This window comes from Enterococcus sp. C65 (assembly GCF_040887165.1).
GTDB classification, from domain to species: domain Bacteria; phylum Bacillota; class Bacilli; order Lactobacillales; family Enterococcaceae; genus Enterococcus_B; species Enterococcus_B hirae.
On sequence record NZ_JBFOFG010000010.1, the window covers coordinates 41,988 to 54,591 of the forward strand.

Here is a 12,604-nt window from a genome sequence, read left to right on the forward strand (position 1 = left end):
GAAATTTCTCTTATAAAAGGGACATTTTATGAATTTGTCTATTTTAAAGAAACGTACTACTTATTTTCTTGGTAAAGTCGCAATAAAGTCATTGATCATCCAAGAATAACTCTCTTCAGGAGACACGGTTGCTTCCTTTGTGAAATAGCCTAAAAATCGTAAAGACAAATAGCCATGGATGATACTTCGCAATTCTCTGCTGCGATGCGTTTTTTCTTTTCGGGTCAAATCAAAGGCATCAAATAATTGTAGAATGATCTGGTTCGTTTCATAGATTCCTTCTAACAGAATCTCCTCATTGGTGTGAGGGACACTGATCAGCAACTCGTAAACGGCCTGGTTCGCAAAAGCAAAAGACTGATAGACTTGTGCATAGACACGCAGCGCCTCTGCACCACTTTTTCCAACCAAAGAACGACGCAACGCATCGTTTAACTCTTGTAATAATTTTGCAGTCAATGCGGTCTTTACATCACGCATATTTTTAAAATGATTATAGAGGGAAGGAGACTTGACGTCTAGCGCCTTAGCCAGGTGTTGAAAAGTGACTTGTTGAACATCCATCTCCTCCGCTAGTCCACGAAAGCAAGCGATGATTTTTTCTTGAGATAGATTTCTTTTTTTCATTTCGTTGTTCCTCTCGTATGTTAACTGCTTAACAACTTTAGTTTACCATGAAAAACGAACTTAAAAAAGAGGCTTCCATTGATAAACTACACGTTGTAGTTTATAATAAATGGATGTAAATGAAAATTTTCAGAAAGAAGGACACAACAGTGACCACACGCATCAAAGAAAAATTATTTAGGAAAAGAGAAACTTGGGAACAAAACTTATTTGTCTTATGGTTTGGGACTTTTATGGCAGGAATTGGGTTTAGCTTAGTTATGCCGTTTATGTCACTATACATAGATACGTTAGGTAACTATAGTACATCGCAATTGAATTTTTGGAGCGGGTTGACCTTTTCTTCCACGTTTTTAGTCACCACATTGATTTCTCCTTGGTGGGGAAAATTAGCCGACCAGAAAGGCAGAAAATTGATGCTCTTGCGTGCTTCCTTAGGAATGGCTATCGTTATTGCTTTGATGGGTTGTGTGACCAGTGTATATCAACTTGTTGCACTTCGCTTGTTACAAGGAATCTTTTCTGGTTACATCAGTAATGCCACTGCCCTTGTCGCTACTGGTACGCCAAAAGAAAAAAGTGGTCAAGTCCTAGGTACATTGGCTACTGGTTCCGTCACAGGAACGTTGCTTGGTCCTTTACTTGGAGGGATTTCAGCCTCAGCATTTGGTTATCGTCCAACCTTCTTCATCACAGGAATCATTTTATTTTTCGTCTTTTTATTAAGTCTTTTCTTTGTTCATGAAACATTTGTACCTATTAAAAAGGAAAATATGGCTTCTGCCAAACAAATATTCAAAGAATTGAAATATCCCCATGTCGTGATTGGTATGTTCGTCACAACAATGATTATTCAAGCTTCGAATAATTCTATTAGCCCAATCATTAGTTTATATATTCGTCAATTACTAAATGGACATGGCAGTGTTACGTTGATTAGTGGAATCATTGCTTCGATCCCAGGAATTGCCACATTGATCGCCGCTCCTCGTTTTGGTCGCTTAGGCGATAAAATCGGGAGTGAACGTATTTTAGCTATTGGCTTAGGATTTGCAATTTTAGTTTTTATTCCGATGGCCTTTGTGATGAATGTCTGGGAACTGGCTGCGTTGCGTTTTTTGATCGGTATTTCAGATGCTTGTTTACTTCCAGCTGTCCAAGCTTTGATCACTAAATATTCCCCACATCACGCCGCTGGTCGGATTTTTAGCTACAATCAATCCTTCCAAGCGACCGGGAATGTCGTTGGTCCACTGATTGGTTCGAGCGTTTCAAGCGCGTTTGGTTACCGAGGAGTCTTTCTTTCCACCTCTTTACTTGTTTTAGTGAACTTGTTACTAGTACGTCGTAACACACAAGAAATCCATGACAATGAGCTTGTTGACTCATCAGGAACATCTGATACACCTATCCTTTCTTCAGACAAACACACACAACCTCATGGACATTGATCACTTACTAATAGCCAAGCTGAATAAACAAGAACTATCGTCATATTTCAGATTGAAGAGACCCCCAAAAGTTAGATTTTTTAGTCTAGCTTTTGGGGGGTTCTTCAATTTCTCATGCTTTGTCATTTCCACGTTCTTTTAGATATTCTGAAAGTAAGGCTAACCCTTTTTCTAATGTTTCTTTCTTGCAACAATACCCTAAGCGCGCATGCTGAGGCACCCCATAGGCACTACCTGGGACCAGCAAAACACCCGTTTCTCTCAGAAGATCAATACAAAATTGTTCATCATCTTCTGTTATATTCAAGCGAATGAATGACGTTGACACATGATTCGGTAGTACTAATTCGACATTTGGTTCATCAGCCAGCCATTGTTCAACGATGGCTAAATTCTCCGAAACGATTTTTTTATTTCGTGCAAGGATCTTTTCTTTATTCCTTAGTGCGTGAACTGCTAATGCATCTGATAAAACACCACCGCTAAGTACTAAATGGGTATGGTATTTTCTTAAACGCTCAATGATTTCTTGATTCGCTGCTACCCAGCCGATGCGTATACCAGGAACAGAATAAGTCTTTGACAATGAATTAGTCGTGATCCCCTTGTCATACAGATCCACGATTGAGACAAAATCTCCCCCTGCTAATGGGGCATACACCTCATCCATCAAAATATACGCATCGACTTTTTCGGCAATTTCGATAATTTCTTCCAATGTTTGGCGATCCAACAATGTACCTGTTGGATTATTGGCACTGTTTAAACAAATCATTTTAGTATTTGGTTGGATCACATCAACTAATTTCACACAATCAAAACGCCATTCCTCTTCTTCTGTGAGTGGTACGAAATCAACAGTTGCACCTAAAGATTTGGGTAAATCGTACAATTGCTGATAGGTTGGCAACATGGAGACCACATGATCTCCTGGTTCAATCAATCCATACAGCGCCAAAAGGTTCGCCCCGGTCGCCCCGTTGGTTTGAATAATATTTTCTGAAGAAAGCGATTGATACAAAGAAGCAACTTCTTGTTTGAAAGTTGCCGTCCCCTCGCTCCACCCATAATCCAACGACGTTTTACTCAAAGATTGAAAAAAATCAGTAACTGTCGTTCCGTCTAACCCAATCAGTTCTTCTAACGTCAGTGCTTCGATGGAACTTTGTGCAAGGTCATATACTGCTTCTTTTTCCCACTTATTCAACCATTCTTCCAGTCCAAAATGTGTGATTTCCATCTTTTTCGCTCCTTTTACTTTCTTCAATATTTTTGATTCACTACTTTCTATTCGTTGATACTCAAACAAACCAAGAACCATTCGTCTCTCCTAATCCTAGATGCCATGTAAATGAGATAAACGGTCGGTTTCCTTTTTTATTATACTCTCTTTTTAAAAATAACGCTTTCAAATAGATAGAACCGCCTGTTGAAAAAGTCGCCTGACACTGTTTTCTTCAGAAAAAATTATTAGACAAAAATCTGAAAACTCTTTGCTTCAAAAACCCCTAACGGATATTTCAGAAGACACTCTAGCAAAAAAAGCCGAGGAATACCAAAAATAGGCGAAACTATTTTCGGATTCTTCGGCTTATTTCTCAGAACTAAACTTGTCTTAACTCTTTTCTTGTTCTTCTAACAAAAGAAAGTTGTTCAAAGAGCTGTTCGCAAGCAAGATTTACACATATTGCAAGACTTTTTCTTTATTGTAGGCATGATCAATCAAGCCACCACCAAGGCACTCCATTCCATCATAAAAGACGACAGCTTGACCTGGTGTGATCGCCCGTACAGGTTCATCAAAAATCACTTCGGCACGATCGCCTTCTAATAACCGAACCGTTACCGGCACATCTTGTTGGCGGTAGCGGAATTTAGCTGTACATTTAAATTCCTTTGGCATTGGTTCATTCGTTGTAAAATGGATTTCGCTCGCATCAAGGCTTGTTGCATATAAGGCAGGATGATGAAATCCTTGTCCTACATATAACGTATTCGTTGCAAGATCTTTTCCAACTACAAACCAAGGTTCTTGTGATGCACCGCCACCACCAATCCCTAGGCCTTGTCTTTGACCGATCGTGTAATACATCAATCCAGCATGTTGACCTTTGACTTCGCCATCAAGTGTCACCATATTTCCTTTTTTAGCTGGTAAATAATTACTTAAAAATTGTTTAAAATTCTTTTCGCCTATAAAACAAATCCCAGTGGAATCTTTCTTTTTAGCAGTTGCTAAACCTGCACGTTCCGCAATTTCACGTACTTGTGTTTTTTCCATACCACCTAGTGGGAACATTGTTTTCGCTAATTGTTCTTGTGACAATTGGCTTAAGAAATAAGTTTGATCTTTGTTGTTATCTACACCGCGAAGCATATGTGCTACGCCATTTTCGTCACGCACTACTTGCGCATAATGCCCAGTCGCTACGTATTCAGCACCTAGATCCATCGCATAATCTAAAAATGCTTTAAATTTGATTTCTTTATTACACATCACATCTGGATTAGGTGTCCGTCCTGCTCGGTATTCAGCTAAGAAATATTCAAATACACGATCCCAATATTCTTTTTCAAAATTGACAGAATAATAAGGAATCCCGATTTGTGAAGCAACTTTCGCTACATCCTTATAATCTTCCGTAGCTGTACATACACCATTTTCATCCGTGTCATCCCAGTTTTTCATAAAGATCCCAATGACGTCGTAGCCTTGTTCCTTTAGTAAAAGTGCTGTTACAGATGAGTCGACACCGCCACTCATCCCAACGACAACGCGTGTCTTGCTGTTGTCTTTCATGGTATCACCATCATTTCAATTAGATTTTCTGAAATCATCTACGAGTTGAAGGTCGCAACTTTTCAGTGCTTTACATTATACGATATATTCTTGAAAATTTCATCCCTTATTTATCAAAGTATCAGTATAGCCTTTTAATCACTTTTAAAAAAAGAAAATTGGAATCGTCTTTCTATCATTTGCTTTTGTTCAGTCGATTGATCATAGTTAAAGACTATCCACATGAAGAAAATAAGCGTAAGGAAAGAATATAAGTAGCAAACAAATAATTGAGGATTAATAGCACCATCTTTGTTAAAAGATATACCTGATACGTTAAATAAAATGATTTTTCTTCTTTTCAATTTGTATCATTTTTTTCACCCCCCAAAAAAAAGCCAGCCCAAAATACAGATTAGGTTAAGGAAAATAATGATTCTTTTTAAGAATTTGGATTCAATTTTTGTGGATAAAAACAAGTTAACCCCTCCGATGATCCAACAACTAATCGATAGAATCATAGCAAGACATAGCCCTTTATGGTCAAATATTTTTTTCATCTTTTCTCCTTCAATAATTTTAAAAATGCCAAACCGATTCAATTAAATCGTCGCCAAATATCAAACCAATTATCAAGCCAGCTATACAGCCAATTATAGAGACTGATAAAATTTAGAAGGATCACTACTATTTTTAGATAATTAGATTTGATCTTGGTAGCAAAGAAAAGGCTAGCGCCACCTAATAACCAACACGTAATCCTCACTAACAATAGAAAATTAAGCTCATCTGTTTGGATATAGCCAACATAAGCAACACTAAAAGATAACGCTAACAAAACAAATGAAATGATGGTACAGGTTTTACTTTTTAATGGGATCATTTTCTTCTCTCCTTTTCATTCTTCAAACACATTTTTTAGTATTTTTAATAAGAATACTCATCTCTCCTAAACACTTGCCTTTGTCAAATACCTGATAGTTATAGACCAAAAATCCAAACGACGATATGGAAATAGGTTGCAAAAAAATAATTGATCCCTAAGAGAACCCACTTGACTTTTCTATTCTCGTTCTTGAGGTTCGCCGCAAGAATAAGACCAACCACCCCAGACAAACTTAGTAAAATCAAAAATCCAAGCGTACGCAAATAATCCCCAGAGGTAAGGTAACTGTAGTGGACCCTGATAAAAAAGCCAGCTGTCAAGATCATTGGTAATCCTAAACAAATGATCGCTACTCGTTTCTGATCTTTTGTTTTCAGTAACCAGATGGATAGTAGCAAATAAACAATTAGCGCAATAAGCCAATCAAATCTTGCAATACTAACAAAGCCGATAAAAATAAATACGACTCCAAAAATACAAGCAAAATGAATGAAAGCTGCCCATCTTTTTAAAAGTTTTGAATGTACACCAGTAGAAAAAAGCAAACTGAGTCCACTGAGTAAACAACAAAGATAATAGATGAACACAAGACTGATCTCTATAAAAAGTCCGACTGACAAAGCCATTGGCAATCCCAAACAAATGATCGCCTCGCGTTTCTGATCCTTTTTTTCAGTAGCCAAATTGTTAGTAGCAAATAGGCAATTAAATCATATCTTTGAATGCCAATAAAACCGATAAAAATATATAAAACCCAATAAAGACAGCCAAAATGAACGATAGCTGTCCATTTTTTTAAAGGGGTGGCATACACTCCGGTAGAAAACAACAAACTAAGTCCACTGAGTAAAAAGCAAAGACAATAGATTAACACTAAACTTACTTCTGAAAGATTGTGAAAAGATTTCACAATTATCCCAACAGAGCCCCTCATTACTAATAATGTACCTAGAAAAATGCTACAGACGAAGAAAATCATGGAATACTTCGTACAGGTCTTACTTGTTAGCGACAACATCCACACTACTCCTTTCTAACAAAAAACCTTTTTATATTCTAGCAAGCCACTTCCCTTTCCAGTACTCGATATGTATGTAAGACGTCTCACTGAAGAAAGATGTAGATATGGAAATACATTGCAAAAATATAATTCAACCCTAAGAGTATCCATTTGACTTTTCTGTTCTCGTTATTGATGTTTACTGAGAGAATGAGTCCAATTAATCCAGACAAACTCAATAGAATCACATAACCAGTCCATTCCCAGCTAGCTCCAGAAGTTAGTAGCTCGTAATTGATTTTGAGAAAGAGCCCTATTGAAAACAACATCGGTATCCCCAAGCAAACGATTGCTACTCGTTTCTGACTTTTTGTTTTCAATAACCGGATGGACACGAATAAATAGGCCATTATCGCAAGGATAAAAATGAAACCTTGAATGATCATTAAACCAATCCAAAATAGACCAATGAAATAAACACAACTAAAATGACTAATTCTAATCAACCATTTTAACTCTTTTGAACGTACACCGGTCGAAAAAATCAAACTGATGCCACTAAATAAACAGCAAAGATAATAGAAAAAAAAACCACTTACTTCTTGATAATGACTAAATGGAGCAAATCCATGCTCCCCTGCCATCCTACTCACTACTAGTAAAAAAATGGAGGAAATACTACAGATTAAGAAAATCACTGTAAACTTGGTACATACCTTACTTGATAACGGCAACATTTACACTACTCCTTTCTAACAAAAAACCTTTTTATATTCTAGCAAGCCACTTCCCTTTCTAATACTCAATATGTATGTAAGACGTCTCACTGAAGAAAGATGTAGATATGGTAATAAGTTGCAAATAAATAATTAATACCCAAAAGTATCCACTTGGCTTTTCCCTTATCGAGTTGCGTTGAAAGAATCAGACCACTTAAACCTGATAAATGAAGAATGACTATGTATCCAATGGTGTCCCATGACCATTCCCCCCCATAAAGGATTAGTTCGTAATTGAGCTTGATAAAAAAGCCAATTGAAATAATCATCGGTATCCCGAAGAAAGTGATTGCTAGCCATTTCTGCTTGCTTGCTGTCAGTAAAACGATAGCTAGGAACAAATAAAGAATGATAAAAAAAAGTAGATGGAAAAGAAAAGCAAAAATAAAGAGAGAAAACCAATAAACACTACTAAAATGGACAATCGCCGCTGTCCGTTTTAAAATTTTTGAATGCGCACCTGTAGAAAAAATCAAACTGAGCCCACTGAGCAAACAGCTAAGATAATAGAAAATCATCAGACTTCCTTCTGGAAGATCACTTAACGGAATAAATCCATAAACTTTACCAAGCAAACCAACAATCATCAACATCATTAAGAAAAAACTACCGATTAAGAAATTTCTTGAAACCTTTATACACGTTTTACTGTCTAGCGATAGCATTTGTACCACTCCTTTTTTATTTTCCTAACTAATTTTTTAAAAATGTAGCAAAAAATAAACCGACCAATCCTGACACCATGATAAGAAAGAACGGAACCAAAGTTTTAAGAACAAGATAATACATGTAAAGCGCTGTCACATACCTAAGAGACACCGCCATGGATAGCACCAAACCAACTAGATAAGCCTTCATTCTCATCTTCTCCTTTTATATTAATGAACAAAGTAAAATAGAATTATCATAATCTGTGAAAAAAAAATTTATTAAAAAAACTACCCTTTTACCATTTTTTCTAGAAATAATCGATTACAAAATCTAGATTCAGCAAAAAGGTTAAACTTTTTTATTTAAAAAATGTTATCTTAAATTAAATAAAACCTAAAATTTAATAACAAATAATCATTATACGCATTAACTAGGTTATATTCTTTTTTATTCCCCCTTCTATAAAACCCTAAATAAAAGCTACAAAAACAACAAAAAGACTCCGTCATTATCATAAAAACAAAATAATAACGCTTACAATCTTATTTTAATTTATTCCATTCTAGCTGTTATGTCTCGTGTTTCCCGTCAATAAAAAAAACATAACTAACGAGTGTTTATAGATGCTAGATTATTTTTTATATGTTATTATTTTATCATAAAAATTAGGAGGAATACCCGTGAAATTTAAATTATTTTTTATTGTCACCTTTTTATGGACACTTTTGTTTGCTGTTCCTGTCACCAATGCCCATGGAGATACCACAACTGATGAACAACTGACTGAATACTATGATTTTTTCAAAAATGAATACGCTTCCTTCGATCAAACCTTTGAAGAATTCACCGCTAATTATTATCAGCAAACCACCTTGAAAGATACCTTGTCAGACGAAGACCAATTAAAAGAGTATCTGCAATCCGTCAACGACCAATATTTACCAGCAGAAGCAGAACGTTTAGCAAAAATCGCTCCGTTGTGGTCCTTTAATATCGGCAATTCATTAGACAATATTATTTTTGAAGAAAAGCCGACTTACGGAACCTATGATTTATTGAATACCGTGCAACCAGGGGACATTATTTTTGAGGAAAATCGGGCTGAAATCCTACCAACTCTCTACTTTCTTCATCATGTGATGATTGTCGAAGGAATTTATGAAGAAACCCATATGATTAATGGGAAAGCAGAAACTTTCCGATATATTCGGACTATCGAAGCAACTAATAAAAGTAAGGGCCTTCCAGATAAGGCAGGAGGAGTGGTCTATGGAGTATTAGATGATCAACGATTTGATTATACTGAAGCAACGATTTTACGAGTCCCGGAAGCTACCACTCTACAGAAAAAAGCGGCAATTACATTTATGCGTGATCAACTAGGAAAGCCGTATCATTTAGGATTAGATACAATTAACCGAGATCGAACATCGAATAGAGAAGACTGGTATTGCTCTATGTTAGTCTGGGCTGCTTATATGAATGCTACACCTGATGGACGAATCGATGAAATAACTGATGAAAATGATAGTCGGTTTCAAGGAATCGATCTAGAAGCTAAAAATATACTGGAATCAGATATCGTTTCTCCCAATGAAATAAAACACTCGGATAAAGTGAAAGAAACCAGCCCTTCCTTTGTAGATTATCAATATTACTTGCAAAATATTATCAGTTCACCAATTGGAGTATCTGGTAGCGAACTGGCCGACTTTACTTTTAGTGAAACTTCTAACATGCACAACCTAAGAAATGACTATTACTTCATCGCCATCGACCAAAACACCCATAAACCTTACCGGAGCACGGAATTGACTTTAGGTCGTAATGTTTTTGGGAAAGTGGTGGCGCAATTAAATGCTTTTGCCAACTTCCAGTTAACTAAAGAAGCCGAACAAAAATATGCAGATCCCAAAATCCCTGTGATTCCCAAAATGGTCACTCCAGAAGACAGGGCGAACTACGTCATGAATTGGATCAACGTTTATACCGAATGTTCCTTTGAGGTCGTCTATTCTTCAGATATCACGACCGATTTTAATCACTTAAGTTACAATCCTAGTTATACGAAAATCGCCGAAAAAGCTCATCCGATCCATAGTTATCAAGTCAATCAAATCATTCATACGCCACCGGCTTTTACTCAACAACGGTTTGATTATACGGATAACTTGTCGATCTATGAACTTTATGAATTGAGCAACCCTAATCCCTTAAATGCCGATGTTGCTCATAATAAAATGGCGGGTGGCTGGTATTATTTCTACAATCATTTTTACGCCTTAGTCAAACTAGAAAATGGTGCCTATCGTTATGCGACGTATTTGCGATTCCATGGTTCTTTTTCAACCGCCGTCGCTTACCGAAATGGCTATGGTCTGAATTATGATTACCATATGACCGCAGAAGCTAAAGAAAAATACGGCAAATATTACAACAATATCATCAAGAACCAAACAGTTGATTACGGGATCGATTGGTTGAATCAACATACGACAGAAAAAACTTTGATCGTTTATTCAAAAGATATCGCGCAAGACGTGAGCAAACTAAATCAAGGTACCGCAACAGTCTCTAAAGGGTATAATGACAATGGTCAATATGTCTATTGCATTTTATAAGGACTAGACTGAACAAAAAAATCACTATCCATCATATGATTAAAAATCCTCTTAAGGTCGCTTTAACAGCGAACTTAAGAGGATTATTTTTTCTAGACTAGCAGAAATGTTTTACGTCCTTATTTTTGTTGAAGACGTGCTAATTCTTGTTGTTTGGCTTCGTAAATTTCTTCAATGTCATCTTCTGATAATGGGGTGCCAAAGGGTTGTTGCACTTTCAACAGTTCTCTTTCTGGCGCATCTACACCGACATTCACATCATTACCGATCGGTACACTATAATGATGGATATGTCCATGAAGATTACGGATACTATCGTTTGATCCCAACAACATTGGATAATGAGTCAAATAGTATTGCTGATGATTGAATTTGATGATAGTTCCGACATCATAAAAATAAAATTTTTTTGAACCGGTCTTATTTCCTGGATCATGTTTTTCTAAATATCTGAAAAAAGCACGACTGTCATGGTTCCCCTTGATCAAATGGATTGTCCCATTGAGTTGTTGCACCAACTCCAGTATGTCTTGGCCACCTTTTTCATATTGTGGGTGCATCGCCAGATCGCCTAAGTGATACACGTGATCGGTTTCTTTGACAACTTTATTCCAACTATCTATTAGTTGCTGATTCATTTCTTCCACACTAGCAAATAAACGAGGGGCAAAATCATTTTTGCCTAACAAGTTTTTATGAAAAAAGTGCATATCACTAATAAAAAAATTCATACTGATCCCTTCTTACTTCCTTTTCTTTTAGGGTAAACAACATCAAAGAATTAAACAAATGTTAGCTCTTTTTCTAGCAAAAGTGATTGTCTGTTTAACTAAAAAGCGGTTATTCATTGTTCCCATTGCCTATTGTGTACAATGCTAGAAAAAAGTAATCACAAGTAAATCATGGTAAACTTAAGGAAAAACAGGAGGTATTGATTATGCCTATCAGCTTTCATACTACTCTGACTCCTTCAGCAATCGAGATTACGTTACCAAATGAACATGGGAAGATGACTATCACAAAAGAAAAACCAGCTCTACCTGATCATTCACTTTATCTATTTTTCAAAAACAAACAATGTATCGCAATCGGTCAAACCGTGGTACCTAAAAGTTGGGATCACATCGTATTGGTTCAACTTCCTTGGGATCTTGAAGCCAGTCATCTAAGCTACCTACTTCAAGAACAGGCAGAATCAACGGGATTGACAGTAGAAATCGATGATTCCGCAAAAGAAACGATCCCTCAAGTACAAGTCAAAAAGTTAGCGGAACCAGTCGAAGAAATCACAAAAATCTTGGCAGTATTTGGTTACTCTTTAGAAAAAAGCAGTCCTCAAAAGAAAAAGCCGGCAAAAGCAAGACATCGTTGGACAAAGGAAGTTAGTGAGATCCCTTTTACCGTTAATTTTAGAAACAGTCAGGCAACACTTTATTGGATCAGTCGAAATGAACTATTGATCAAAAAGGGGGCTATACTATTAGCGGAAGCTCCTTTAAATAAAGACGGTTCCGTCAGTTATGCGGCAAAATATGGGGATAAATTACGTGATGATTATAAAGATAGCATTGTAGGAAATAAAACAATCAACGATATTATCGTCAAAAGCGTCAATGAAGCAAGTCTGTTACTCTACTTCGGTGGAACAAACAGCTGGTTAGAAATCATTGATGAAAATGGTAAATCCTTAGATGAGTGGACAAAAGTAGAATAGAGGAATGGTTATTCTCTAGCGATTGTCCCGTTTCAATAGATAGTAAAAAAGCAAAGAAATCAGCTTTACTAGCTGTTCTCTTTGCTTTTTTACTGG

At 36.5% G+C, this 12,604-nt stretch carries 12 protein-coding genes; 3 read left to right on the forward strand and 9 right to left on the reverse strand.

Going from position 1 to position 12,604, the window contains the following annotated elements:
* Positions 1–60: 60 nt before the first annotated feature.
* Positions 61–627, reverse strand: coding sequence for a TetR/AcrR family transcriptional regulator (locus tag AB3I12_RS11425; RefSeq protein WP_063627511.1), 567 nt, complete (start codon positions 625–627; stop codon positions 61–63).
* 149 nt (positions 628–776) lie between these two features.
* Between AB3I12_RS11425 and AB3I12_RS11430 the strand changes: the two genes are divergently transcribed.
* Positions 777–2,078: a multidrug efflux MFS transporter gene (locus AB3I12_RS11430; RefSeq protein ID WP_063627512.1), complete on the forward strand. Its 1,302-nt coding sequence runs from the start codon at positions 777–779 to the stop codon at positions 2,076–2,078.
* A 112-nt stretch (positions 2,079–2,190) separates the two neighbouring features.
* On the opposite strand, the gene AB3I12_RS11435 is transcribed toward AB3I12_RS11430, so the two are convergent.
* From AB3I12_RS11435 to AB3I12_RS11465, 7 genes are all read right to left on the reverse strand, one after another.
* On the reverse strand, positions 2,191–3,318 hold the full coding sequence (locus AB3I12_RS11435; RefSeq protein ID WP_063627727.1) for an aminotransferase: 1,128 nt from the start codon (positions 3,316–3,318) through the stop codon (positions 2,191–2,193).
* 438 nt (positions 3,319–3,756) lie between these two features.
* Positions 3,757–4,878 (reverse strand): tRNA 2-thiouridine(34) synthase MnmA, encoded by a 1,122-nt coding sequence (gene mnmA / locus AB3I12_RS11440; protein ID WP_010720804.1) that lies wholly within the window; start codon positions 4,876–4,878, stop codon positions 3,757–3,759.
* Between the two features lie 577 nt (positions 4,879–5,455).
* Complete coding sequence (locus tag AB3I12_RS11445) at positions 5,456–5,740, reverse strand: hypothetical protein (RefSeq protein WP_010720808.1); 285 nt, start codon at positions 5,738–5,740, stop codon at positions 5,456–5,458.
* Positions 5,741–5,838: 98 nt separating this feature from the next.
* On the reverse strand, positions 5,839–6,381 hold the full coding sequence (locus tag AB3I12_RS11450) for a hypothetical protein (protein WP_231105515.1): 543 nt from the start codon (positions 6,379–6,381) through the stop codon (positions 5,839–5,841).
* A 466-nt stretch (positions 6,382–6,847) separates the two neighbouring features.
* Positions 6,848–7,387: a hypothetical protein gene (locus tag AB3I12_RS11455; RefSeq protein WP_306173524.1), complete on the reverse strand. Its 540-nt coding sequence runs from the start codon at positions 7,385–7,387 to the stop codon at positions 6,848–6,850.
* Between the two features lie 179 nt (positions 7,388–7,566).
* A complete protein-coding gene (locus AB3I12_RS11460; protein ID WP_063627515.1) occupies positions 7,567–8,187 on the reverse strand; it encodes a hypothetical protein in 621 nt (206 codons plus the stop codon).
* A gap of 28 nt (positions 8,188–8,215) precedes the next feature.
* Positions 8,216–8,380, reverse strand: a complete 165-nt coding sequence (locus AB3I12_RS11465) for a hypothetical protein (RefSeq protein WP_368015661.1) — start codon at positions 8,378–8,380, stop codon at positions 8,216–8,218.
* A gap of 473 nt (positions 8,381–8,853) precedes the next feature.
* On the opposite strand from AB3I12_RS11465, the gene AB3I12_RS11470 reads away from it, so the two are divergent.
* Positions 8,854–10,794 carry a YiiX/YebB-like N1pC/P60 family cysteine hydrolase gene (locus AB3I12_RS11470; protein WP_063627516.1) on the forward strand — a complete coding sequence of 647 codons (1,941 nt, stop codon included), beginning with the start codon at positions 8,854–8,856 and terminating at the stop codon, positions 10,792–10,794.
* 119 nt (positions 10,795–10,913) lie between these two features.
* On the opposite strand, the gene AB3I12_RS11475 is transcribed toward AB3I12_RS11470, so the two are convergent.
* A complete protein-coding gene (locus AB3I12_RS11475; RefSeq protein WP_034700644.1) occupies positions 10,914–11,525 on the reverse strand; it encodes a metallophosphoesterase in 612 nt (203 codons plus the stop codon).
* Between the two features lie 206 nt (positions 11,526–11,731).
* Here AB3I12_RS11475 and AB3I12_RS11480 point away from each other — a divergent pair, with 206 nt between their 5' ends.
* Positions 11,732–12,508 carry a hypothetical protein gene (locus AB3I12_RS11480; RefSeq protein WP_063627517.1) on the forward strand — a complete coding sequence of 259 codons (777 nt, stop codon included), beginning with the start codon at positions 11,732–11,734 and terminating at the stop codon, positions 12,506–12,508.
* The last annotated feature ends 96 nt before the right edge of the window (positions 12,509–12,604 follow it).

Coding starts and splice junctions, on each gene's coding strand:
- AB3I12_RS11435 (WP_063627727.1), bottom strand. CDS start 3,318: ATGGAAATCACACATTTTGGACTGGAAGAATGGTTGAATAAGTGGGAA.
- AB3I12_RS11455 (WP_306173524.1), bottom strand. CDS start 7,387: ATGGCAGGGGAGCATGGATTTGCTCCATTTAGTCATTATCAAGAAGTA.
- mnmA (WP_010720804.1), bottom strand. CDS start 4,878: ATGAAAGACAACAGCAAGACACGCGTTGTCGTTGGGATGAGTGGCGGT.
- AB3I12_RS11460 (WP_063627515.1), bottom strand. CDS start 8,187: ATGCTATCGCTAGACAGTAAAACGTGTATAAAGGTTTCAAGAAATTTC.
- AB3I12_RS11480 (WP_063627517.1), top strand. CDS start 11,732: ATGCCTATCAGCTTTCATACTACTCTGACTCCTTCAGCAATCGAGATT.
- AB3I12_RS11465 (WP_368015661.1), bottom strand. CDS start 8,380: ATGAAGGCTTATCTAGTTGGTTTGGTGCTATCCATGGCGGTGTCTCTT.
- AB3I12_RS11445 (WP_010720808.1), bottom strand. CDS start 5,740: ATGATCCCATTAAAAAGTAAAACCTGTACCATCATTTCATTTGTTTTG.
- AB3I12_RS11425 (WP_063627511.1), bottom strand. CDS start 627: ATGAAAAAAAGAAATCTATCTCAAGAAAAAATCATCGCTTGCTTTCGT.
- AB3I12_RS11475 (WP_034700644.1), bottom strand. CDS start 11,525: ATGAATTTTTTTATTAGTGATATGCACTTTTTTCATAAAAACTTGTTA.